Genomic DNA, 23358 nt, shown 5'->3' on the forward strand with positions numbered 1-23358 from the left:
GAACGGGGCTATCCAGGACGACTCCGACGCCGTGATCACACCAGCCATCGCAAGATCATCTCACCCCTGACCAGCAGTTACGGGACAGCCCTTAGAGGACCGAGCGCCAGCAACTGCTCGCAGTCTTCGGGGGCCCGCCAATCGCACCCAAATCGATGTGGCTCAACGGGAAATTGGCCTACCGTTCCCTCAGGGACTCGTAGACTTCTTACTCCTTTCGGACGGAGTGGACCCTGATCCGCAGTCTGGCTTCCTTCTGCCTCCGATGTACCTTCCAACTAGCTTGTCACGCCTGGTCGATCTGTGGCGGATGAAGGTTAGTCTGAGTAGCTCACCAGTCGGCGGCGATGACGTCTCCGAGGCCGGTTCGACCATGAAAGGGTTTATTGATTCCTTTATTCCCGGATGACACAACAGGGGATCTCCTTGTTCTAGACCTGAGACCTGGAGATCTGTGTGGCTGCATTTTGGCATGGAGCAAAGTGGACGGACATTTCGGCGCCCCGATGTGGAATAGCATCGAGGAAATGTGGTCCGATGTTGCGGATTCACTGGAGACAGGCGCCAGGGAGGGAGAAGAAGGAGATTCTCGACCGACGCAGAATGGCTGTGCTGCGGTGTTTACGTCAGCTGGCACAGTCGAGTGGCAGTACTAGTTGGCCCACTCTTTGGGGCGCCCGGGTTGAAGTGGGCTGAACCACTGTGATTCACACATTGCGGATCGTGAAGGAATCCACATGCTGGCGTCGGATGCAGTTTTAGCCTTACACTCAGCGAGAGTAAGAGCTCGTTTCACCGGGTCGGTCACCCGGGGAAAATTCCCGGGCGGATTTGATTGGTCTTCGACCGTCGCGCGAACGAACTCGTCACCGAGTCCTGCGGGGCCAGTGCGGCGCACATTTCTACTCGAAGCCAATCCGGGTTGTCTAGTCAATCCAAGCGACGCCGCCGATTTCCCCTTCTTGAGTAGCTGAAAGGTTACTTCTGGGGATTGCTTGGGAGGGTCATTCGTCAGGTACGAGCTAACACTGAACTCTGAATCTGATCCAGCATTAGCCGACGGGGCCCAAATACCGATAAGACTGAAGGCGGTAGCAAATACGGAACCCAAACGCGCCCACGCGTGCCATCGGACGTTAAGAAGCCAACAGAAAACCTGTGAGCCGCTCGCAACGGCGGGCAACCCGCAGGATTGTTGCACTGTGACCACCGATTGGTTCCCTGACCGCGGGATGCGCCGGAACGTACGCGCACTCGGTGCGGCCGGTCTGACCGTCATCGCCGTCGGCGCACTTCTCGAAACCCAATGGCTCCTCGGCATCGGCGTATGGGCGTTGATCATCGCCATACTGATCGACCTCATCTACCGGCCCTAAGAGCTCGCGCGGATAGGCGTGTGCTCATGGGGGGCGGTTCGGGCGGTCGGCCCAGCGCTGTGTCGTCCATGCCTGGCGGATCAGGCTACGGACGGTGATGATCGTGTCCGCGAGGTCGAAGAAGGCGTCGATGACCGTTGCGCGGCGTTCGTAGCAGCGGGCGAGCCGGTAGAAGGCATTCTGCCAGGCGGTTGGGTTCGCTCGACGTGCCACTGCTGGCCGGCCTGGATCGGGGCCTTCTCGCTCTTGTGCGCGATGCGGCCGTGCAGACTGCGTGCGGCGAGTTCGGTGCGGGTCTTGTCCGAGTCGTAGCCGGCGTCCAGGTGCGCGGTGATGCCGTCGGGCAGTGTACCCAGGTCCTCCAGGCGGTCCAGAGGAGGGGCGAGCAGTCAGGAGTCGTGGCGATTCGCTCCGGCCAGGACCCGGCCCCTGCCGTCCCGGCAGCTGCCTCCAGGACGTCAAGGGCTTCTCGCCGATCGGTCGGGCTTTGCCTTCCTGTTGCCGCGAGGGCGCGCAGGTCGGTGCGGGCGCGCGGCTGGGGTCGTGGTGGCGCTGCTTGCTCGGCATGCGCCGTCGCATTGTCTTGATTACTCTTTGTTTGTGCTTAATTCCGCTGCGTAGCCGCCGGGTTCGCTGCACCGGCCCGGTAGGAATTGGCACGGACCGAACAAATTCCTGGCAGCAGCCTCGAATCGGAGAAGCCCATGAGAAAGCGCGTCCTCGCCTGCTTGCTGCCCATCGCCGCCGTCGGCCTGGTAGCCGGGCACACGGCGTCAACGGTGGCGGATCCCCCGTCGACGACCGCCCGGGCCGGCTCCCGAGTAGCGGTCGGCACGCAGTACAACACGACCCACGTGTACATCGAGCCCGGCACGATGCCTGCCTTCGCCGCTGCCTGGAAGGCCACCTTCGGCGGCACCAGCAACTCAGTGGTGGTCGCCGACGTCACCCCCACGCCGAGCCGGACCAAGTCGCAACTCATCTTCTCGCCCGTCGGCACCCTCTCGGTCTTCGACTTCCAGACGCCCATTCCGTTCCCGTTCGGGACGGAGCGCACCGGATGGCTGGTGACGAGCATCCCCGCAGGGATCCAGCAGGCCCAGGGCAGCGGGGCCAAGGTCGTCGTGTCCCCCTTCTCCGACCCGGTGGGCAAAGACGCGGTCATCCAGTTCCCCGGCGGGATCAACACCCAGCTGTACTGGCACACCACGGCACCGGCGTACAAGCCGCTGCGGACCATTCCGGAGAACCGGGTGTACCTGTCCGCGGACGCGGTAAGCGCGTTCCTGAGCTCCTACTTGAAGTTCACCAGCGGGTCGGTCGAGTCCGACGTCCTCAGGGCAAACGCGAGCGAGATCGGGCTGCCCGGACAGACGTTCCGCAGAATCCGCATCACCTCCCCCTTCGGCCGGACCGTCATCTCGGTGACCAACGGCCACCTACCCTTCCCGTACGGGCACGAGGTCACCGGCTACAGGGTGGCGAACCTCGCAACGACACTCGGCAAGGCCAAGGCCGCCGGTGTCACGGTGCTGTCCGGCCCCCATCTCTCAGGTGGCCGCCACAGCGCAGTCGTGAAGTTTCCCGGCGGCTACGTCGCCGAGCTTCACGACGCCATCCCCGGCTGACTTTGTTCTCAACGTCCCCGCCGAGGTGCGCGGAGGGCCACCGCAAGTAGGTTGGTGAGTCGCCATGACCCACGTCACCGCAGGAGGCCTCATGAGTGCCCTGGTCGGTGTCATCGGTGCGTTGATCGTCCTTGGGACGTTCTCCTCGGTGCTGCGCACCCTGCTGGTCCCACGCGCCTCCCGATCCGTCCTCACGCGGATGCTGCACAAGATGGTGCAGATACCGCTCCAGTTCCTGGCGGACCGCTGCGGCAGTATCGAGGCCAGGGAGCGGGTACTGGCCCCCATGGCGGCCTTGTCCATCCTGTTTCATCTGGTCGGCTGGCTGGCCGCCGCCTGGCTGGGTTACTCGATGCTCCAGATCGCCGTCAGCGGCTTCGGCGTGGCGGACGCGTTTCGGGAAACGGCCGTGGCGCTCTTCACCCTGGGCTTCGCCAGCAGCCGGTACGTGGAGCTCACGGTGCTCGACGTGCTGGCGGCCGCGACCGGCCCCATCGTCATCGGGCTGCAGATCGGCTATCTGCCCGCGCTGTACAGCGCCTACTCCCGCCGCGAGGAGGAGGTGACGATGCTGCAGGCACGGGCCGGCAGCCCGCCCTGGGGGCCGGAGATCCTGGCCCGCTGCGCACAGATCGGCCTGACCGGCAGTGCGGGTGACCTGTTCCGGTCCTGGGAGCGATGGTCGGCCCAGGTCGGCGAGAGTCACACCAGCTATGTGGTGCTCAGCCGCTTCCGTTCGCCACGCTCCACCGACAACTGGCTGATCTCGCTGCTGGCCGTCATGGACGCCGCGGCCATGCAACTCGCCCTCAATCCCAGCATGCCGCAGGGCGATGCCCGCCTCGCGCTGCGGGCCGGATTCGTCTGCCTGCGCAACATCGCCGGCGTCTGGCGCCTTCCGTTCGACCCGGATCCGTCCCCCGACACGCCCATCCAGCTCACCTACGAGGAGTTCGCCGGGGCGGTCGCCCACATCACCGCGCACGGTTACCCCGTCGAGCGCACAGCCGAGCAGGCCTGGCCGCACTTCTGTGGCTGGCGGGTCAATTACGAAGACCTCGCCTACAGTTTCGCGCGCCTCCTGGACGCCGTACCCGCCCCCTGGTCCGGGCCACGGCGCACGCACACCAAGCGGATCGCTCCTGTCACTCCCGTGGACCGCACACCGGACGCACCCCAGTGATGTCGGCCGATACCGGTGGTCCCTGGGCCGCGTCCGCCTGTTCTACTTCTCGTCTCCCATGCCTGGCCGCACCGCGGCAGCGGTGGCGGCGACACTCAACGCGCTGATCAACAGCGGCCAGCCCAGGTCGTGCTGCAGGACGAGCCAGCCCCCCAGCGTGGCCCCGAGAAGCATGGCGACGATGGCGATGATCCGTCGTGGGGCGCGCGTATTGGTGCCGCCAGCCAGGGTGGAGTCGAAAGCGAGCCCGGTGACCGTCAGGGTCAGGACCGTCGTGGTCATGTCCGCCACGGCCAATTTGCGTACCGTACCGTTGCGCATCCCCATGGCCACGGCCGTGAGTGCGATCAGGGGGTACCTGATCCCGGACGAGGCGGTGAAGGCGACCACCGCAGCGGCCCCGAGCAGTAGTGCCTCCACCACGAGGCAGGTGCGCAGCCACTGATGGCGCGGACGCCGGCGCAGCACCAGCTCCAGGCGGCCTGCCGCCACGGCCCCGGCGGCGAACGCCACCAGCGAGAGCATGGACGCGGACACGGAGAAGCCCGTGGCTCCCACCAGAGCGAACGCCATGATCAGCACATTGCCGGTCATGTTGGCGGTGAAGACGCGACCGAGCCCGAGGTAGCTGATCGCGTCGATGAGCCCGGTCACCATCGTGAGGATGGCGAACACGGTGAGCAACCGGGTGGGGCGTGCGGAACGGTGCCCGATGTCGGGGCTGTCTGATTTCATACCAATTTCATACCGCTCCCGGTGCTCTTTTCGCGGTAGTGGTCCGCGGTGGTTGGCCCGGTCGTGCGCACGAAAGCCGGCCGGAGTGGCGGTAGAGGCCTTCATCGCACCTTGCTCGTTGGCCCGGGTCGGTGTAGCCCGGGGAGACGATGATGCCGCCGAAATGGTCAAGTTCGTCGACGGCAACCCCTACGGCACCTCCCACGTCGACGCCCAGGGCAACAACCCCGTCGGTAAGGAGACCCGCAACGCGGCCCGCCACCAGGCCGAGCGCGTCGTCCAGCTCGCCGCGGCCCTCAAGGCCGGGCTCGCCGCCTGACCCGGTCTCCCGCGCCATCCATCGGCCGGGCTGCGAGAACGGATGTTCTCGCAGCCTGGCCGTTTTCATGGAAACCACCCGATTGCGCAGGGCGCTCGGCATGCCTCCGTACAAGGACTGCTACTAAGGTCGTGGGCAGCGACATGGAAGTACTTTTCGCCTTTATGTAGCCGATCCTCTGCTCCACAAGGTCGGTGCTGCACGCTGAACGGCGGGCTCACGGCGCGAAGTTGCCTCCCTGCGGGCCGGAGCGGCAGCTTTCTCTCCGGCTCGCCGGACCCGCAGGTACAAGATCCCCGCGCGTTGCCCGACGCCGTTCGACGCCGGTTTCCGCACATTCGCCGTCTGACCGCGCCCGGCAGCCAGCACGAACCGGGCCCGCAGCCCCATGCGTAGGGAGCGTCCAGATGATCAACACCATGTCCGTCGACGGCATCGCCGTCGACCCGAACGCACAAGAGCCGGCCGAACTGGTCATCCGCAATGGACGCATCCATACCGGAGACACCGCCAGGCCCGCCGCCGCCTCCCTGGCCGTACGTGGCGGTCGGATCGTCGCCATCGGCGACGACGCCCGGATCGCGCCCTTCGTCGGGCCGGACACCCGCGTCATCGACGCACTCAACCGGCGAGTCATCCCCGGACTCAACGACTCCCACCTGCATGTGATCCGCGGAGGGCTGAACTACCTCCTGGAAATGCGCTGGGACGGCGTCCCCTCGCTGCGTACCGCCCTGTGGATGTTGCGGGAGCAGGTCGCGCGCACGCCCAAGGGCCAGTGGGTACGCGTAGTGGGCGGGTGGACCGGCGAACAGTTCACCGAACGCCGCCTTCCCACGGTCTCGGAACTGAACGCTGCGGCACCTGACACCCCCGTCTTTGTACTGCACCTGTATCAGTCCGCGATTCTCAACCGCGCGGCCCTCAAGGCGGTCGGATACACCAAGGGCTCCGTCGCGCCCCCCGGTGGCCAAATCGTCCGGGACCACTCCGGCGAGCCCACCGGCATGCTGCTCGCGGCGCCCGCGGCCGGCCTGCTCTACTCCACCCTGGGTAAGGGCCCCACCCTCCCGGAGAACGAACAGATCGGCTCCACCAGGCACTTCCTGCACGAGTTGAACCGATTCGGTCTGACCAGCGCGATCGACGCCGGCGGCGGATTCCAGAACTTCCCCGAAAACTACGGGGCGGTGATGAAACTCGCCGAACAGGGCCTGCTGACCATGCGTATCGCCTATCACCTGTTCCCGCAGACCGCCGGACAGGAACTGGACGACCTGCGCCGCTGGATCGGTTCGGTGCGGCCCGGCGACGGCGACGAGTGGCTGCGGCTCAATGGGGCCGGAGAAAACCTGGCCTGGTCGCCCGCCGACTACGAGAACTTCACCGAGCCGCGTCCCCTGCGACCCGAGCGCGCCGACAGCGAGCTGGAGGCAGCGGTGCGCCTGCTCCTCGACAACGGCTGGGGTTTCCGCCTCCACGCCACCTACGGGGAGACCATCGATGCCAACCTCGATGTGTTCGACAAGATCGCGGCCGACGGCGGCTTCCCACGCGGCGTCCCCTGGCTCTTCGACCACGCCGAGACCGTGTCCGAATCAGGCCTGGACCGTATCGCCGCCATGGGCGGTGCCCTGTCCATCCAGAACCGGATGATGTTCCAGGGCAGCGCGTTCGTCGAGCGGTACGGGGCGGCGCGAGCCTCCGACGCGCCACCGATCCGCAAGATGCTCGACCGGGGCCTGACGGTCGGCGCCGGCAGCGACGCCACCCGGGTCTCCAGCTACAACCCCTGGCTTTCCCTGGAATGGCTGGTACGGGGCCGCTCCATCGGCGGACAGATTCTGGCCTCCGCGGAAAACCGCGTCGACCGGGACACAGCCCTGCGCATGTACACCGTCGCCGGGGCCCAACTCACGGGTGAGAGCGATGTGAAGGGCATTCTCAAGGAGGGCTGCTACGCCGACCTGGCGGTTCTGTCTGCGGACTTCTTCACCGTCCCGGAAGAGGACATCTCGCACATCGAGTCCCTGCTGACCGTCGTCGGCGGGCGTGTCGTCCACGCAGCGGGGGAGTTCGAAGGGCTCGCCCCGCCACTGCCCGGCGTGGAACCGTCCTGGAGTCCCGTCGCCTACTACGGCGGGTACCACCGCACGATGTTCCCGACCCCGCCTTCCGGACTGCGTCAGGCCCGGTCCCTGATCGACGCCGCGGCTGAGTCCGAGGAACACCGTCAATGGCGCGTGGTCCGCGGGTTCGCCCCCGAGGGCGACTCCGCCGCATCCGAGATCTTCGACACCTGCTTCATCCTGTGACCGACCGCGGAATCAGACCGATTAGCGAGCAGCCGACAGCTCAGATCGGCACTCGTACCCCGTGCACCATCTGAAAGGGTGGAAGAGACCACATGGTCAACATCCAGAACGTCAAGGCAGAGCCGGCCGCTCAGCTTCTCAGCCCACACGACAGTGTCGTCGTGCTGGTGGACCACCAGCCGCAGATGTTCTTCGGCGCCACCAATGTCGACCGGGGCGAGATCATCAACGCCACAGTCGCCCTGGCCAAGTCCGCCAAGATCTTCGACGTGCCGGTCGTGCTGACCACCGTGGCGGCCACGACCTTCTCCGGCCCCCTGCTGCCGCCCCTGGCCGAGCAGTTCCCCGGCGACCAGCCCATCGACCGCACCACCATGAACTGCTGGGAGGACCAGCGCGTCGTCGACGCGGTCAAGGCCACCGGGCGGCCCAAGATCGTCCTGGCCGGCCTGTGGACCGAGGTCTGCATCTCGCTGGCCGCGCTGTCCGCGATCGACCAGGGCTACCAGGTGTACGTCCCCACCGACGCCTGCGGCGGCGTGTCGGTGACCGCCCACGACAACGCCGTCCTGCGCATGACCGAGCAGGGTGTCGTCCCCACGACCTGGCTCACCACGCTTCTCGAGTGGCAGCGCGACTGGGGCCGCACCGAGACCTACGAGCCGGTCATGGACGTCGTCACGCAGCACGCCGGAGCCTACGGGCTGGGCGTCACCTACGCCCACGCCATGATCAGCGGACACTGAGCACGGCACGGCACGCCGGGCCGCGTACCCGTCGGCGTGCACACCACTGCTCGTCCGCCTCCGGGGCCGCCGGCACCATTCCTCCCACCCGAGGGCAACCGCGATGACTCCACACGGGAACGGCGGTACGGCGGCCCCGGCCCAGCCGCCCGCCGCGCCATCCAGCACTGCCTCGTACTGGGCGCCGCTGCGCGTACCGGTGTTCCGAACGCTGTGGCTGGCTCAGTTCGCCTCCAATATCGGCAGTTGGATGCAGACGGTCGGCGCCCAATGGCTGATCACCGAGCAAGGAGGGTCGGCAAGCCTGATTGCCCTGGTGCAGACGGCCGCCAGCCTGCCCGTCCTGCTGCTCGGCATTCCCGCCGGGGCTCTGGCCGACATCGTCGACCGCCGCAAACTCCTGTTCACCGCTCAGTTGCTCATGCTCACGGCGGCCGCACTGCTCGCCGTTCTGACCGCGCTCGGGCAGATGGACTCCTACGGAGTCCTGATCCTTACCTTCGTCCTGGGCTGCGGCACGGCACTGATGAACCCGGCGTGGCAGGCCATCCAGCCCGAACTCGTAGGCAGACGCGACCTGATTCCGGCCGCCGCAGCCCTGGGCGGGGTGAACATGAACATGGCCCGTGCCATCGGCCCCGCCCTCGGCGGCCTGGTCGTGGCTCTGGCCGGTACGGCCGCCGTCTTCGCCCTCAACGCCGCGTCCTTCCTCGTTACCCTGGCCGCACTGGCCACTTGGCGCCGGCCCGCGACCGACCGCACCATGGCCGCCGAGCGCATGGTGCCGGCGATCAGAGCGGGCTATCGATACGTGCGCCATGCGCCGAGGATCCGCAAGGTTCTCGGCAGGCTGCTGCTGTACATCCCCTGCGCGGCCGCGCTGTGGGCCCTCCTGCCCGTTGTCGCGTCTCAACGGCTCGGGATGGGAGTGGGCGGGTACGGCCTGCTGCTCGGTGCGGTGGGAGCAGGAGCCGTGCTGGGAGCCGTGGTGCTGCCGCGGGTGCGCCGCAAGTGGTCCAGCAACGTGACACTGGCAGGCGGGGGCGTACTGCTCGCGCTGACACTGCTCGTGCTCGCCGTGGTACGCGTCCCCTGGATTGTCGGCGTGGCTCTGGCCTTCTCCGGCCTCGCCTGGGTCGGTGTGCTGTCGATCCTCAATGCCCAGATGCAGGTGACGGCTCCCGAGTGGGTACGTGCCCGAGCACTGGCCGTCTACTTGACGATCTTTCAGGGCGGCCTGGCGATCGGCGCCGCGGTGTGGGGCGGGATCGCCGACTCCATCGGTGTGCGAGGGGCTCTGCTGGTGGCGGCGGCGGTGATGGTGATCGGTTCCCTGATCGGACTCTTCATCGCTGTGCCGGACACCGAGCTGGACCGGTCGCCCTCGATGCACTGGCCGACTCCTGCCATGGTCCTCGACCCGTCGGCATCCACCGGTCCGGTCCTCGTCACGGTCGAATACCGCGTACCGGCCGACCACGCCGACGCGTTCACCGACGCGATGGCAGCCGTGGGCCGCTCCCGTCTGCGCACCGGTGCCCTGCGATGGGGCCTGTTCCGTGACGGCTCACAGCCTGACAGATACCTGGAACTCTTCACGGTGGCCTCATGGGAAGAGCACGAGCGGCAGCACGGCGGGCGGCTCACCGGGTACGACCGCTCGGCCGAGGAGAAATCGAGGTCGCTGGTGGATCCCGAGCACCCGTTGATGGTCTCCCACTACCTCCCGGTCCACCGGGACAGCGGCTGAAACCGGCAGTGCCAGGGCCTTGCCCGCGGCTGTCGGCCCAGCGGTGTCGCCGATCCACCTTCCCCGACCCGAAGGATTGCCATGCCACAGACCCCCACGCCCGCCGGCGCACCGAGGGCGGCCGACGGAAGCGGCGACCCTCCTCCCTCACCGGCGGTGATCGCAGGCCATAGCGCCCTGGAGCTCTTCTTGACACTGGTGCTCCTCTTCGGCGTCACCACGATCGTGCGATGGGTGATCGGACCGTCCTTCATCTCCGACCGGATTCCTCAGATCCACCTGCAGTTGCTGATCGTCGGCGTGGCGGTCGGGCTGCTCATCGCCGCGCTCATCCTCAGCCCACCGGGCCGGATGACCGGCGGACACATGAACCCGGCGATCTCCTTCGCCACCTGGCGTTTTGGCGTCTTCCCGGGAGTGTCCGTCGTGCCCTACATCGTGGCCCAGCTCATCGGATCCGTACTGGGCGTACTCCTGGCCGTCGCTGCCTGGGGATCAGTGGCCGAGGAACCCCCCACCGCCTACGCCCTGCTGCAGCCCGCACCGGGCTGGACGGCGGCCGAGCTGTTCTTCGCGGAGGCGGCCAGCATGGGCCTCATCGTCTACCTCGTCGGGTACTTCCTGCAGACTCCTCGTCTAGCCCCCCTGGTTCCCTGGCTGGTCGGAGTGTTGATCGGGGGAGCCATCGCCGTACTGGGTACCTCCACGGGAGGATCGGTCAACCCGGCACGGCAGTTCGGACCGGCGGTGGTCTCCGGGAACGGGTCGTTCCTTTGGGTGTACCTGCTCGCGCCCATGGTGGGAGCACTCGTCGCCGCATTCGTCCTCGACCGAGTGGGCAAACACCGCGCCGTCCTGACGCATCGACTGTGCGGCACCGAGGAGAGCGGTGCCCCTCTGCACGAACCATCCGATGCGCACAGGGTGACCTGAACCGACCGACCCCTCATCCGGAGAACCGTCCCCATGACCATGCACCGCACGGAAGGGCCGCACCGTCATGCGTGCTTTGCGTTTCGATCATTTCGGTGACCCACATGTCCTGTCTCTTGCTGAATATCCGGATCCAACAGCTCAGCACGGCAACGCGGTCATCTCGATCAAAGCCGCCTCTGTCAACCCTTCGGACGTGAAGAACGTAGCGGGACGCATGGAGGGAACCGTCCTTCCCCGAATCCCGGGGCGGGACTACTCCGGGGTCGTCGTCGACGGCCCCGGGGACTGGACCGGCGCCGAGGTATGGGGAACCGGAGGCGACATCGGATTCACCCGCGATGGCTCACATGCCGAACTGCTTGCCGTCCCCGCAGCCGCGCTGGCCCGCAAACCCGCCGGGTTGAGCTTCGAAGAGGCTGCCACCGCGGGGGTCAACTTCGTCACCGCATGGCTCGGTACAGTCGAGACGGCGCGTCTGGCCGAGGGAGAGAGCATCGCGGTGTTCGGCGTCACGGGCGGCGTGGGCGGTGCGGTGGCCCAGATCGCCCGCGCCCTGGGAGCCCGCGTGATCGGGATCGCCCGGACACCACCGGCCGACAACACCCCCGCCGCAAGGGTCCTGGATGCCTTCGTTCCGCTCGACGACAACGCGCAACGCGTCAAGGAGCAGGTCGAGGAGCTTACGGGAGGCAAGGGCGCGGACGTCGTGTACGACGCGGTGGGCGGAGTGACGACCCCGGCGGCCCTCGCCTCGCTCGCGCACCGCGGACGACTTGTGGTGATCAGCGCCGTGGGGAGCCGGACAGTGGAGATCGACCTCGTCGACCTGTACCACAACGAGACCCGGATTCTGGGCTGTGACAGTCGTCAGTTGGACGTCACTCAAAGCAACGCCTACCTCGACCGACTCGCACCGTACTTCGAATCAGGGCAGTTCCAGCCCCTGCCCGTGGCTCATCGCTACAGCTTGGAGAAAGGCAAAGACGCCTATCTCGCGGTCGCGGACCGCGTACCAGGACGTGCCGTGATCCTCCCCTGAGCCTTGTCCGGCTGCACGGGAGCAGCCCTGGGCTCCCTGTTAGCTTGGCGCGAATCGGTGTCATCGGATCTTTGGGGACAGCGGGGCTCGCCTACCTTGCCGCCGGGCGGCAGGCTCGCGACCGCGGGCGAATAGAATACGCGCAGAAGCTCAGAGAGGAACGGCGCGCGGCTTACCGGCTGTTTCAGCAGGCAGCCGAGCCAATCGACGACGCGCTGCACCGGGTCGGGTTGGGAGCAGTCGGCGGACCCGCCAGCCCTCTCCTGCTCACCAGCCGCAACCTGCCACTCTCTGAGCAGGAGATCAGCGGTGCTGTCCAGGAACTGAGGAAGTTGCTGATCGAGATCCAACTCAACGGTCCGGCCACTGCGGCGGCCGCGGCGCAGGAGGTCTACGTCTGCGGCCGCATCTTGAACGACGAGTTCCGTCTGCTTGCCGAACGCATCCGTCGCGCTCCGTGGCACGGTCGGGCCGCGCGGGACGAGGAACGCCGTAACCAGGCTTTCCATGGGGCCCGCGCCACGTTCGACGCGGGCAGGGATGTATTCGCCCGGGTCTCCCGGTCCGTCGTGGAGGATCACGGACTTGAGGAAAGTCGGCCGCGACCCCGCCGACTGTGATCGTTCTCAGTGCCAACAACTGTACGGATGTACCTACCGACGCCAATTGCATCGGATGCGAATAAGCGACACCCGCCCTGGATGCTGGCCGGACATTGCGCAGATGCGGTCCCAGCAGGGCAGTTGGCCTCGGAGTCACAGCAGCGGTCGTGCCAGCGGACATCTGCGCGTCTCACTCCATCGAGCGATTGAACTGCGAAGACGCCCACAGGTCGCATCTGATGCGAAATTCTCGCGTCGGATGCGATAGACGGAGAGTGATGGCGGATGGGTGGGGACGGTCTCGTTCCAGGCTCTGCTCGGCTGCACCTGATTGACGGTCTGCCGTTGCTGCGGCCGGACGAGCAGGTCTTCGAGGAGATGATCAAAGGCTGGCGCAACCAGCAGCTCGCCCGGAACCTCTCGCCGGGATACGTCGATGACCAGGAACGTACGGTCCGGGCCTTCACTCGGCACGCCGACTCTATGCCGTGGCATTGGACGCCACAGCACGTCGATGAGTGGTCGGCCGATCTGCGGGCTGTGCACGGCTGTGTCCGCTCCGCCCTGCGTAACTACCAGGGCTCCGTGCACCAGTTCTGCGACTTCCTGACCAACCCAGCCTACGGCTGGAGTGACGAGTGCCTGCGGCACTTCGGTATCCACCCGGTCCAGGTGGTCTTCGACTGGAACGCCGCCACGCACGCCGACGAAGCCGAGGGCGAGCCGGAACGACGGGCCTTTACCCGGCCCGAGCTGGAAGCGTTCTTCGACCACGCCGACGAGGAAGTGCTGCGTGTTCGCGACAAGGGCCGCAAGGGCTGGCTGCCGGCCTTCCGGGGCGCTACCTTGTTCAAGGTCGCGTACGCCTACGGCCTGCGACGCAATGAGACCCGGATGCTCGACCTCACTGTCGGCGTACGGTCTTAGATCCCCAGTCGCGTACCTTTCTTCGTCCCCAGTTGTCAGGCCACGTCCGTCTCGCGCTCGATGGCCTGGAGGCGGTTCTTGAGCCGGTAGCTGGGGCCGTTGATCAGGACGACTTCGCAGTAGTGCAGTAGGCGGTCGAGGATCGCGGTGGCGAGGACCTCGTCGCCGAAGACCTGGCCCCATTCAACTGGGGCTGGCACTTGTTCCTCGGGGCGAGAGTGCCCTGCGACCTGGCTGTTTCAGGGGCCTGAGTGTCTCTTTGATTGTCTTGCTGACAGCGAGGTTTTGTAGGCGACACCTTCATTCGTCAGGTGCGAGGAAGGTGTGCCGGATGGTGGAGTCGCGTCTGCGGGTGATCGAGGGCCGGACGGTGCCCGAGATGCCCGTTGCCTGGGATCCATGGGAGTTCCAGGCGCTGTGCGTGGAGGCGTTCGTGGCCTCCTGGCGGGCCCGGGGATTCAGTCCGGTGACGGTCAACAACGACATCGGCCTGCTGGAGCGGACGTTGAATGCCCTGGGGCGGCCCGCGTGGGATGTCACGCCCCAGGACAGTGATCGCGTCGTCGGCGGCCTGGCGGTGGAGGGGCGGGCGCCGTCCACCTGCCCCAGGATCCACACCCCCGAAGCAGCCGACCGCTGGACCTGGCTGATCCTCGTCGTCTTCACCCAGCTACGTCTGGCCCGCCCGCTGGCCGCCGACCTCCGGCGGCCGTGGGAGAAACCGAGCCCGCCCGACAAACTCACCCCGCACGAGTCCGCCGCGATTTCCGGCACCTCCGCCCCAAGGCAGTCGGCCCCGCCGGAGCACCGAAATTCTCCCACCCCGGCCCAGGCCGACCATCCGGCCGTAAGAACGCCCGGTCAACCCCACGCCACGACGTGCACACGGCCAGCAAAACGGACCCCACAAAGCGACGAACGATGAAGCCAACGACCCCACGTCCACGCCGCACAGGTTAAAGATCAAGTTAGAGGTCGCGCAGATAGGTGCAGTGGGGAGCCCTGTCGCGAGATAGGCACAGCCCCTGGGCGATCACGTAGTTGCCACGCTCTGTGATCACCCGGGGTCTGCCTCGAGCAGAGTGGCTGAACGCCTGGCCGAGAAGGTGCAGAGGATCTGGGGCTTGCTCAGATCGCCGGTGCAGCCATCGGGGAGCGAGTTGCGGCGGAGATGAGAATTTCGCGGGGTACCCGCCCTGCTGCGGCAAGGGCGCGGCCCACTGGGTGGGCGTGGGCGCCTGCCGGGAGGTTTCCGCGGCGACCGCTGAGTACCACGTCGATGGAGCCCATGGTGCTGTGCGATTCCCTGGTTCGGTCCATTCGCCGCAGTGTTTGGCGAGCGACCGCCTCCGCGCTGTCGTACAGGGTGGTTCCGGCGGGCAGGCTCTGTAGAATCTCTGGCGCCACCAGGGGATAGTGCGTGCATCCCAGCACCACGGAGTCGCAATTTTTGGGGGTACGCTCGGCTGCGTCGGCGATCGCTTCCGCTGCTGCGGCCATGTCGCCGTGGTCGATCGCCTCGGCCAGACCGGGGCATGCGACACGCGCGACAGGCATGCCGTTCGCGTAGTCCGCGATCAGGCGATCCTGGTAGTCACTCGACGTGGTCCGGGCGGTTGCCCACACGGCGATGCCTTGGCCGGTTGCCGCGGCCGATTTCACGGCGGGCACGGTTCCGATCACGGGCACGCGCGGTTCGAACCTCTCGCGCAGAGCGTCGATCGCGGTGACGGTGGCGGTGTTGCAGGGGACCACGATGGCCTCCGCGCCCCGCTGGACGGCCAATTGAGCTGCGGTGAACAGACGGTCCGTGACGAAGGAGGCCGTTCTCGATCCCCAGGGGGCACCGTCGGGGTCCAGAAGCAGGAGCAGATCGAGTTCCGGGGCGAGGTGCCGAAGCCAGCCTGCGGTGGAAAGGAGGCCAAGTCCTGAGTCGATCAATGCCACCGTCATGGGGTCAAGTTACCAGCCAGGTCTTGCCGCCTGGCTGGGCTGGTGCGGCCGATGGACCACTGTGAAGTTCCCCGAATGAGTAGGCGCGGGCACGGTGGCCGGTGAAGGCTCCGTTTTGAGCCCGCTCCCGCCGAGCGCTTCTCGCGCACGTGGCTTGGAGCCGGCGCGGATGATGGTCCGTCACGGGCGGCGGCGGGGACGGTCCTGCCAGCGGTGAGTGGTCCACGCTCGGCGGATCAGGCTGCGCACGGTGATGATGGTGTCGGCGAGGTCGAAGAAGGCATTGATGACGGTGGCTCGGCGTTCGGAGCAGCGGGCGAGTCGGTGGAAGGTGTTCTGCCAGGCGTGGGTCCGTTCGACGTGCCACCTCCGGCTTGCCTGGATGGGCGCCTTCTCGCCCTTGTGCGCGATGCGGCCGTGCAGGCCGCGCGCGGCGAGTTCGGCGCGGGTCTTGTCCGAGTCGTAGCCGGCGTCCAGGTGCACGGTGATGTCGTCGGGCAGCGGCCCGAGGTCGTCCAGGCGGTCCAGGGTCGGGGCGAGCAGCGGGGAATCGTGGCGGTTCGCTCCGGCCGGTACGCGCCCCAGCGGGATTCCGTAGCCGTCCGTCATGCCCGAGCGTTTCAGGCCCTGTTTGCCGCGATCGACCGGTGAGCGCCCTGCGACCTCTCCGCCGCCGGGGGCTTTGGTGATGGAGCCGTCGACGGCGATCTGGTCAAGGGCAAGGCCGACGATCCGGTCGTAGGACTCCAGGGTGATTTGCTGGAGCTTGGCGAAGATGCCGAGCCGGATCCACTCGTCGCGACGGTTGCGGATCGTGGTGGCCGAGCAGGTCGTGTCGGCGATCGCCTGGTAGGAGCAGCCGAATCGCAGGAGCTGCAGCATCTTGTCGAAGACGATCCGGTCGCTGATGCGTGGGCGGTGGCAGCCCAGCGGATGCGTCGGTGCGTAGGTCGATCGCTCAGGCAACAGGGCGGCGAATTGGCCCCAGAGTGGTTCGGTCAGCCATGATGGAAGTACAGGCACAGGTCCCCCGGTGATCACAGAGCGTCGCAACTCCATGATCACCAAGACCTGTGCCTACTTTGCTACCGGGCTACCACCACCGTGCCTATCTGCGCGGACTCTTAATTGATCTGTGGCTTCGGGTCCGTGGTGCGGTACATCCGCACCGCACGCTCACGCAACTCAAGCGAGTCCCGCGGCAGTGATGGCATGTTCGTGTTGTCTCCTCGGTGGAGGTACCTGGTGCCGTCGGTGATGGGGCTACTGGAGTCTGCGCCGCGACAGCAGGTGGAAGTTCCGCGGGCTGAACTTCGGAGGCCGAGGCTGCGTGGGAGCGGCTCATGATTGCCCGTGAGACGGTCGGGCAGGTCTTCGCGGGGCCGCCCGATCTTGAACCGGTGGCCGCACCTGATCAAACGTCACCTGTAGATGACCACCCCGCGCCTGCCGTCCCTTCCTCTTCTTCCGTTGTGCCCCCTCTCGCCGTGATAGCCGTCCTGCCCGTACAACCCCGGCTCGCCTGTCGGGCCCGTGGGGCCCGGCGGACCGGGGGGGCCGGAAGGGCCAGGCGGACCGGGTGGGCCCTGCCGGGTGCTGCTGCCATGGAGGGCGATGCGCCGCGCTTGCAGTTCGTCGATCTGCTGCTGGTGGTCGACGAGCACAAGTGTCTGCGTGACGAGTGTGACGGTCAGCGCTGCGCCGAACACGCGGCGGCGCCGCGGGCTACGCAGCATCTCTTTCGCATTTTTCACATCATTCCTCACGTTATGTGGTGACAGAGAGTAGAGGGCAGGGGCGCGGAAAAGGCGGGCCTCTATGTCGAGCCTCCTTCCCGGGGCGACCGGATATCCAGCTTCTGCCGATCACGGCGCGAGGGCGCCGAGGTGCGTCACCCGGGCAGCGCAGGCGGGCAGGTGGAACCGTATTCACCTGCTCCGGGCGCGACTTCAGGCTCGCCCGGGGATCGAGCCGGCCGATGCCGCCCCGCCAGGGTGGAACATCCTCCAGTGCACGACGGGAAAGCCGGCCAGTGCGGCCGAGGGTCTAGCTCGACGATGACTTCGGTGCCGGCTCCGGCGGCGGCGCGACAGCGTCCTTCCCGTCCTTCCCGTTCACGCCGTTCGTGCCGTCCTTCCCGTTCGTACCGTCCGTACCGTCCGCACCGTCCTTGCCCGGCGGGCCGATAGGGCCGACGGGACCGGTGGGACCAGGAGGGCCGGACGGCCCGGCAGGGCCAGGCTCAATGCTCGCCTGGACGTTGACGGGCTGCATCCGCAGGTCGTCGATCTGCATTTGCTGGGCGATGAGCAGAACCGACTGCCCGACGAGCGCGACGGTCAGCACCGAACCGAGCACGAGGGGGCGTCGCGGACTGCGCACCGCTTCCATCACACTTTTCACATATCTCCTCACACTGCGTAACAGGGGGATCGTAAAGGACAAGGAGGCGGCGGAGGGGGACCTGCATGTCGAGTGTCATTCCCGGGGTGGCCCACCCCATGGCCGCGCCGCAAGAGGGGGGCGGCGAAGGCGCGTCCCGCAGGCCTTCCCGGAACGGCCCGCAGGCACCCTCCAGCGCTTGACCGACATTGCGCAGCAGGACCAGCCGGGCCCATCCTGGTCGGCGCAACCGGGCCCGACTCGACGAGGACCGCCTCGGCGGCCCCAGCCGCTTCCACCGCGCTCTGCGGCCGCTTCCGCAAAGCCCGTATGTGGTCTGCGACCGGTATCTGCGGCACGTCGGCAAGGACTGCCTGGTCGCCTTCGACGCGAACCTCTACTCGGTGCCCGCCCGCAAGGTCCGCCCCCGCCAGCTGGTGGAGATCCGGTCCACGAAGTCCCAGGTCATGCTGCATTCCACCGCCCCCGACCAGCACGGGCAGACACTCCTCGCCACCCACAGTCGGGCAGTGGGCCGCGGCGCCGTCGTCAAGGACGAGAGGCACTGGGACGGCCTGCCCAGGGGCGACAACCGGCGGGTGACCACGGGCGGCGTTCCCGCCCAACCCCGTCACCGGGAGGGTCCGGGCGAGGAGACCCGGCCGCTGATGACCCTGCTGAACCGGGCGGCTGCCGCCCGCATCGTGGTCGGCCGTCGGCCTCTGTCGGTCTATGACGAGCTGACCGGCACCCACCCCTTCACCGCGAAGTCGACACCGGAGGACCTGAGTTGAGTGAGCTGACCGGCAAGCGCATCCGCACCACGGCCGGACGGCTCGGCCTGCCGCACCTGGCCGAGGCCCTGGGGCAGTACGTTGCCCGGGCCGACGAGGCCAAGATGGGCTATCTCGACTTCGTCGACCTGATCCTCTCCGAAGAGCTCGCCATGCGCGAGGACCGCCGCTTCCGGCAGGGCCTGCGGACCTCGAAACTGCCGCACCACAAGACCCTGGACGACTTCGACTTCTCCTTCCAGCCCGAACTCGACCCCCGCAAGGTCAAAAACCTCGCGACCCTCTCGTTCATCGAGGACAAATCGAACGCAGCCCTGCTGGGACCGCCCGGGGTCGGCAAGACTCATATCGCCGTCGCGCTCGCGGTCGCCGCCTGCCGGGTCGGCTACTCGATCTACTTCACCAGCCTCGACGACATGGTCCGCAACCTCAAAGCCGCCGAAACGGCAGGGCGTTTGACCAGCAAACTCGGCACCTATCTGCGTCCGGACGTCCTCGTCGTCGACGAGGTGGGGTATCAGCCGCTGGAGCGGGATGAGGCCAACCTGGTCTTCCAGGTGATCTCGAAACGCTACGAGAAGGGCTCGATCATCCTCACCTTGAACAAGACCTTCAGCAAAGCGCACATGTTCCGGCGAACCTGTGCGAGGCAGCGCCGAAACGTCACGGGTTCGCCGGTGCGTCGAGAATGACGCCGACGGACGGGGCGGCTGCGAGGGGGAACGTGTCACGCCATGCGGTCCGCAGATCTTCCAAGTCGGTGCGCGGAAAAGGTGACAGCCATTTCTTGCGGTAGGTGTCCTCACCCACGTCCTGGGCGACGAGGTCGAAGCCGTCGATCACTGCCTTGGCCAGCGAGTCCACGCCCTGGCGGCGTGACTCCCAGATGACCTGTCCCTCATTGTCGGGACGTTGCCAGTCCTCCAGAAGTAGCAGGTCGATGTCCACGAAGTCGCCGTAGCGGTGGAAGATCCAGCGGTGACCGCCCGGCTCGCCTTCGAATTGTGCCTTGACCATGCGTGCACCGAGAACGACTCTGGTCACCGCGTTGAGAAGGTCCTCGGGCACGTTGCTGATGTAGGAGGCATGGGCCCTGCCTTCTGACCGACCATCGCTGATGGTGCAATCGGCCGAACCGGCCCAGCCGAGGGTCCAAGTGAATGACGTCCGGGTCATCGAGGCTCCTGCGCTTGAAATAGGGGCTGTTCAAGGATTGGGCAGCCGACCGGTGTCAACGTGGTCGGCGAGGTAGATCATGACGCCTTCGGGCTCCATACCGAGCACTGCGGCGACGAGCTTGGGATCGAGGGTGTTCACCAGGTCGGCGAGCCGGGTGCTCCGCAGGGTCCGCGGTGGGACGCCGCATGGGTCCAGGAGGTGGCTGACGTAGGCGGTTGAGGCCGGTGCCCGGCCGGTTTTGGTGATCTGGGTGACGATCACGTGGGGGTTGTCGGTGCGCTGGTCCGCGCGGTGGGCCAGGCAGCGCTGGAGTGCCGACCAGCTGGCCGGGTCCATGGGCACCGGATGCGGCCGTTTGCCCAGGCGGATGGTGCGGTTAGCGGGGTCGAGGTCGTCCACGCGCAGGAGCCGGACCTCGCTGCTGGAGGCCGCGTGGAGGAGAGCCAGGATTCCGAGCAGTGCCTCGTGCGGGTGCGCGTCGGCGCCGGTGGTCCAGCGGCGGAACAGCTGGCGCTGCTGGTCGACGGCGACGGTGGTGCCGCTGAATCCCGATGGGCCGTTGGCCTTCACTCCCCGGGTGGCGTCGATGAGCACGACCTTGTGGGAGCGGGCGAAACGGAAGTACTGCCGCAGCACGGTCAGTCGGCGTTGCCGGGCTTTGGGCATGGTCGCCAGGAAAGCCTCGACGTCGTGGACGTCGGTCAGGGCCCAGTCCTGCTTGTTGCGCGTGGCGATCAGGAAGTGGGCGAGGTCGCAAACGATGGCCAGGGCCGCCTCAATGGTGCCGTCGGTGCGAGGCAGGGTGCCAGCTTTCAGGGCCCGCTCGCGTGCTCGCAGCATGGACTCCGCGAACGCCTGCACCTGCGGTCGAAACGGGAGAGGGATGGCGTCGATGCGGCGTCGGCGCCGTCCGGCGGCAAGCCGTTGCGCCTGGTCGGTGGGAAGGGCAAGGCCACGCAGAGTGAAGAAGCCTTCGAGCGCGCGGGCGAGGGAGCCCATCGAGCGACCGGGGCGGCGGGCGCGGTCCAGGGCCTTGACTTCCGAATAGTGCGTGAGGCTCCCCTCACGCTCCCAGGTGGTGAGCCGGTCGATGAGGCCCTCATCGAAGGAGGATGCGATTCCCTGATCGAACTCGGGGTGCCCCGGAGCGACGATCCACGAACTGAGGCAGGGTTCGTTGTAGGCAGCAGCCTCCAGCTTGACCGGGGATTGATCCGGGGCAACCACATCGACGACCTTCTCGAAACCCGACGTCAGGGCAGGCGGCAGCCCGACGAGGACAGCGAGGACAAAAGCGGCAAAAGCGATCTTGTCGGCCCTGCTGCCCGAGTTGACGCGATCCCGAAGGCGGCGCAGCCGGCCCGGGCGCCTGTCTGCCGACGGGGTCGGGCCCGCCCCCGCCGTGGGCGCCGACACACCGGCTGCGGTCCCCCTGCCGGAGGGCGAGAGCGCCGGAGCCGCCGTGGTCGCGGCCGCTTCTCCCGCCCCAGGTGAGGGTGCCGCAGCTCCGGCCGAGGGCTCGGCGAGCGGCGGGCCGCCGAACACGCGACTGACGAGGGCTCTGGCCTCGGTGACCTTTACGCTGGCGGCGCTCTGCGGTCTCGCCTTCATAGGCGCGGCGGTCACGCACATGCTCGACGACGGGGCGGTCTGCGTGCAGACGAACTTCTGGCGCAACGCCTCACTGGCAGACAGCTTGCCGATCGGCAAGGGCGTGCAAGCGTCCGGCAGTGCCGCGCGCCTCTGCCAGGACAGCCCCTCCGTGTGCCAGCGCGCCGCAGGCCTCGGGGGCGAACTGCCCTGGCTGCTATTCGGCTACCTCGCACTGCTGCTCTTCTCCTGGCTGCTGAAGGCCGTCCTGCAGCAGGGGCCGTTCACCGACAAGGTGTCGCGACGTCTCTCTGTTCTTGGATGGTCCGTTGCCGTGGGCACGCCGCTGGCCGGCCTCGTCGTCGGCTGGTCGCAGTCCTGGCTCGTCGGGAGCATGGCGCCGATCGCGGGTTCTGGACCGGCGGTCTCCGGGCCGCTGGTCCTCGTCCTCGTCGGCCTCGCTGCAGTGATCATGGGGAAGATCATGCGCGAGGGCGTGCGCATGCGAGAGGACCTCGAGGGGACCATCTGATGCCCGACGAGGAACTCCACGCGCTCCGGATCCACCTCGACCGGCTCCTCGCCGAGCGTGGTATGACGCTCACCGAGCTGGCCGCGCAGGTGGGCATCACCGTCGTCAACTTGTCCGTGCTCAAGAACGGGCGGGCCAAGGCCATCCGCTTCTCGACCTTGTCGAGGATCTGCGAAGTTCTCCGGTGCCAGCCCGGAGACCTGATCACCCACGACCCCGCCTAGGGACTTGTCCGGCCGATCATGTTGCTGGTTAAGGTGCGAGCGTGTCGAAGACGAGCGTGAGCAACGAGACCAGCAACATGCTCTGCCTTTGGGTGGAGCCGTGGGGAACCGATCACTGGATGCGTCCTGGCGAGGAGTTCACGGTGGTGACTGGGACCGAGGCGGAGGAGTCGCCGTTCAACGTGGTCGTGCACGATCAGGGCATCACGGTGTGGGTGAACTCGGGGAACGATGCCGAGGTCTTCGACAAGAGCGGCAGCCTGGTGCAGTGCGGGCATCAGAGGCCTGCCGAGGGTGGGCGCTGAGGCGCCTCCGATCGTCAGGTCCGGAGCCAGATGACCACGGCTGCTGCCGTCACGGTGCCGAGGTAGACGTAGCCGCGCTTGTCGTAGCGAGTAGCGACAGCTCGGGACTGCTTCAAGCGGTTGATGGCACGTTCGACCGTGTTGCGTTTCCTGTACCGCTCCTCGTCGAAGCCCGGTGGCCGCCCGCCACGTGAACCCTTGCGCAGACGGGATGCCTGGCTGTCGGTTTTCTCCGGGATCGCGTGCCGGATGCCTCGCCGCCGCAGGTACTCGCGGACGGGGCCGTTGCTGTATGCCTTGTCGGCGGCGAGGCCGTCGGGCTTCTGGCGTGGCCTGCCCAGCCCCATCCGCGGGACGCGGATCTTCTCCAGGACCAGTTTGAACTGGGTGCAGTCTGCCCGCTGACCTGGGGTGATGACCAAGGAGAGCGGGCGGCAGAGCCCGTCCGCGCTCAGGTGGAACTTGCTGGTGAACCCGCCCCGCGAGCGGCCCAGGCCCTCACCTCCAGCACCACCTCCACCAGGCGGACGACGAGGCTCTTCCACGGCGTCTCGTCCTGGTGTTCCACCTCGTCTGCCCCCCCCTTGAGGCGGATGTCGGCGGTGGATCGGTGCGGGCGCCGGCGGCGTGCTGATGCGCGCGGGCGATGGTGGAGTCCACCGAGATGTCCCAGTCGATTTCACCCGCCGCGTCGGCCGCGGCCTGGACCTGTTGCAGCAGATGTTCCCAGGTGCCGTCGCCCGACCACAGCCGGTGTGAAGTAGGCCGCCGGCGAGGTGCTCGTGGTGAGAGCCCTTTTCCGACGGCCCCTTCCCGAACGGTGCGGGCTAGTTTCCCAGCACA

Annotated in this window: 21 protein-coding genes and 6 pseudogenes; 18 read left to right on the forward strand and 9 right to left on the reverse strand. The window is 67.2% G+C overall.

Annotated elements, in window-relative coordinates:
- Positions 1-1202 precede the first annotated feature (1202 nt).
- Positions 1203-1376: a hypothetical protein gene (locus tag ACFVWY_RS34600; protein WP_389878910.1), complete on the forward strand. Its 174-nt coding sequence runs from the start codon at positions 1203-1205 to the stop codon at positions 1374-1376.
- Positions 1377-1400: 24 nt separating this feature from the next.
- Here ACFVWY_RS34600 and ACFVWY_RS34605 read toward each other — a convergent pair.
- Positions 1401-1804 (reverse strand): annotated as a pseudogene (locus ACFVWY_RS34605) (transposase); the annotation flags it as partial.
- Positions 1805-2080: 276 nt separating this feature from the next.
- On the opposite strand from ACFVWY_RS34605, the gene ACFVWY_RS34610 reads away from it, so the two are divergent.
- Positions 2081-3004, forward strand: a complete 924-nt coding sequence (locus ACFVWY_RS34610) for a glyoxalase (RefSeq protein ID WP_389878911.1) — start codon at positions 2081-2083, stop codon at positions 3002-3004.
- A 91-nt stretch (positions 3005-3095) separates the two neighbouring features.
- Positions 3096-4187 (forward strand): hypothetical protein, encoded by a 1092-nt coding sequence (locus tag ACFVWY_RS34615; RefSeq protein ID WP_389878912.1) that lies wholly within the window; start codon positions 3096-3098, stop codon positions 4185-4187.
- Positions 4188-4229: 42 nt separating this feature from the next.
- Here the strand turns inward: ACFVWY_RS34615 and ACFVWY_RS34620 are convergent, their stop codons facing one another.
- Positions 4230-4922, reverse strand: coding sequence for a YoaK family protein (locus ACFVWY_RS34620; protein WP_389878913.1), 693 nt, complete (start codon positions 4920-4922; stop codon positions 4230-4232).
- Between the two features lie 169 nt (positions 4923-5091).
- Here ACFVWY_RS34620 and ACFVWY_RS34625 point away from each other — a divergent pair.
- The 8 genes and pseudogenes from ACFVWY_RS34625 to ACFVWY_RS34660 form a co-directional block, all read left to right on the forward strand.
- Positions 5092-5241, forward strand: a pseudogene (locus ACFVWY_RS34625) (NAD(P)H dehydrogenase); the annotation flags it as partial.
- A 407-nt stretch (positions 5242-5648) separates the two neighbouring features.
- Positions 5649-7556, forward strand: a complete 1908-nt coding sequence (locus ACFVWY_RS34630; protein WP_389878914.1) for an amidohydrolase — start codon at positions 5649-5651, stop codon at positions 7554-7556.
- A gap of 92 nt (positions 7557-7648) precedes the next feature.
- On the forward strand, positions 7649-8302 hold the full coding sequence (locus tag ACFVWY_RS34635) for a hydrolase (protein WP_389878915.1): 654 nt from the start codon (positions 7649-7651) through the stop codon (positions 8300-8302).
- Positions 8303-8405: 103 nt separating this feature from the next.
- Complete coding sequence (locus tag ACFVWY_RS34640) at positions 8406-10052, forward strand: MFS transporter (RefSeq protein WP_389878916.1); 1647 nt, start codon at positions 8406-8408, stop codon at positions 10050-10052.
- A gap of 198 nt (positions 10053-10250) precedes the next feature.
- Positions 10251-10985, forward strand: coding sequence for an MIP/aquaporin family protein (locus ACFVWY_RS34645; protein ID WP_389878928.1), 735 nt, complete (start codon positions 10251-10253; stop codon positions 10983-10985).
- A 67-nt stretch (positions 10986-11052) separates the two neighbouring features.
- Positions 11053-12027 (forward strand): zinc-binding alcohol dehydrogenase family protein, encoded by a 975-nt coding sequence (locus tag ACFVWY_RS34650; RefSeq protein ID WP_389878917.1) that lies wholly within the window; start codon positions 11053-11055, stop codon positions 12025-12027.
- Positions 12028-12071: 44 nt separating this feature from the next.
- A complete protein-coding gene (locus tag ACFVWY_RS34655) occupies positions 12072-12647 on the forward strand; it encodes a hypothetical protein (RefSeq protein ID WP_389878918.1) in 576 nt (191 codons plus the stop codon).
- 267 nt (positions 12648-12914) lie between these two features.
- Positions 12915-13556: a hypothetical protein gene (locus ACFVWY_RS34660; protein WP_389878919.1), complete on the forward strand. Its 642-nt coding sequence runs from the start codon at positions 12915-12917 to the stop codon at positions 13554-13556.
- A 35-nt stretch (positions 13557-13591) separates the two neighbouring features.
- Here the strand turns inward: ACFVWY_RS34660 and ACFVWY_RS34665 are convergent.
- Positions 13592-13741 (reverse strand): annotated as a pseudogene (locus tag ACFVWY_RS34665) (ATP-binding protein); the annotation flags it as partial.
- Between the two features lie 413 nt (positions 13742-14154).
- Here ACFVWY_RS34665 and ACFVWY_RS34670 point away from each other — a divergent pair.
- Positions 14155-14516 (forward strand): annotated as a pseudogene (locus tag ACFVWY_RS34670) (transposase); the annotation flags it as partial.
- 168 nt (positions 14517-14684) lie between these two features.
- On the opposite strand, the gene ACFVWY_RS34675 reads toward ACFVWY_RS34670, so the two are convergent.
- Together ACFVWY_RS34675 and ACFVWY_RS34680 are read right to left on the reverse strand one after the other, a co-directional pair.
- Positions 14685-15509, reverse strand: coding sequence for a glutamate racemase (locus ACFVWY_RS34675; RefSeq protein ID WP_389878920.1), 825 nt, complete (start codon positions 15507-15509; stop codon positions 14685-14687).
- Between the two features lie 180 nt (positions 15510-15689).
- Positions 15690-16532, reverse strand: coding sequence for an IS5 family transposase (locus tag ACFVWY_RS34680; protein WP_389878929.1), 843 nt, complete (start codon positions 16530-16532; stop codon positions 15690-15692).
- A gap of 581 nt (positions 16533-17113) precedes the next feature.
- Between ACFVWY_RS34680 and ACFVWY_RS34685 the strand changes: the two genes are divergently transcribed.
- Entirely contained in the window at positions 17114-17287 is a 174-nt protein-coding gene (locus tag ACFVWY_RS34685; protein ID WP_389878921.1) for a hypothetical protein, read from the forward strand.
- Positions 17288-17555: 268 nt separating this feature from the next.
- Here ACFVWY_RS34685 and ACFVWY_RS34690 read toward each other — a convergent pair whose 3' ends face one another.
- Positions 17556-17912, reverse strand: a complete 357-nt coding sequence (locus ACFVWY_RS34690; RefSeq protein ID WP_389878922.1) for a hypothetical protein — start codon at positions 17910-17912, stop codon at positions 17556-17558.
- A gap of 188 nt (positions 17913-18100) precedes the next feature.
- Between ACFVWY_RS34690 and ACFVWY_RS34695 the strand changes: the two genes are divergently transcribed.
- Both ACFVWY_RS34695 and istB read left to right on the forward strand, forming a co-directional pair.
- A complete protein-coding gene (locus tag ACFVWY_RS34695) occupies positions 18101-18685 on the forward strand; it encodes a hypothetical protein (protein ID WP_389878923.1) in 585 nt (194 codons plus the stop codon).
- Positions 18682-19305 (forward strand): annotated as a pseudogene (istB, locus tag ACFVWY_RS34700) (IS21-like element helper ATPase IstB); the annotation flags it as partial. The gene ACFVWY_RS34695 and the pseudogene istB, both read left to right, overlap by 4 nt.
- Before the next feature lie 43 nt (positions 19306-19348).
- Here the strand turns inward: istB and ACFVWY_RS34705 are convergent.
- Both ACFVWY_RS34705 and ACFVWY_RS34710 read right to left on the reverse strand, forming a co-directional pair.
- Positions 19349-19861 carry a hypothetical protein gene (locus ACFVWY_RS34705; RefSeq protein WP_389878924.1) on the reverse strand — a complete coding sequence of 171 codons (513 nt, stop codon included), beginning with the start codon at positions 19859-19861 and terminating at the stop codon, positions 19349-19351.
- Positions 19862-19891: 30 nt separating this feature from the next.
- Complete coding sequence (locus ACFVWY_RS34710; RefSeq protein WP_389878925.1) at positions 19892-21280, reverse strand: integrase; 1389 nt, start codon at positions 21278-21280, stop codon at positions 19892-19894.
- A gap of 154 nt (positions 21281-21434) precedes the next feature.
- On the opposite strand from ACFVWY_RS34710, the gene ACFVWY_RS34715 reads away from it, so the two are divergent.
- The 3 genes from ACFVWY_RS34715 to ACFVWY_RS34725 are packed head-to-tail and all read left to right on the forward strand — an operon-like array spanning position 21435 to position 22515.
- Complete coding sequence (locus ACFVWY_RS34715; RefSeq protein WP_389878926.1) at positions 21435-21986, forward strand: DUF2975 domain-containing protein; 552 nt, start codon at positions 21435-21437, stop codon at positions 21984-21986.
- Complete coding sequence (locus ACFVWY_RS34720) at positions 21986-22210, forward strand: helix-turn-helix domain-containing protein (RefSeq protein WP_389878927.1); 225 nt, start codon at positions 21986-21988, stop codon at positions 22208-22210. Before ACFVWY_RS34715 ends, ACFVWY_RS34720 begins: the two co-directional genes overlap by 1 nt.
- A gap of 41 nt (positions 22211-22251) precedes the next feature.
- Entirely contained in the window at positions 22252-22515 is a 264-nt protein-coding gene (locus tag ACFVWY_RS34725) for a hypothetical protein (RefSeq protein WP_018550381.1), read from the forward strand.
- 14 nt (positions 22516-22529) lie between these two features.
- On the opposite strand, the pseudogene ACFVWY_RS34730 reads toward ACFVWY_RS34725, so the two are convergent.
- Positions 22530-23271 (reverse strand): annotated as a pseudogene (locus ACFVWY_RS34730) (IS5 family transposase); the annotation flags it as partial.
- Positions 23272-23358: the final 87 nt, after the last annotated feature.

This window comes from Streptomyces sp. NPDC058195, from assembly GCF_042883525.1.
Taxonomy (GTDB): domain Bacteria; phylum Actinomycetota; class Actinomycetes; order Streptomycetales; family Streptomycetaceae; genus Streptomyces.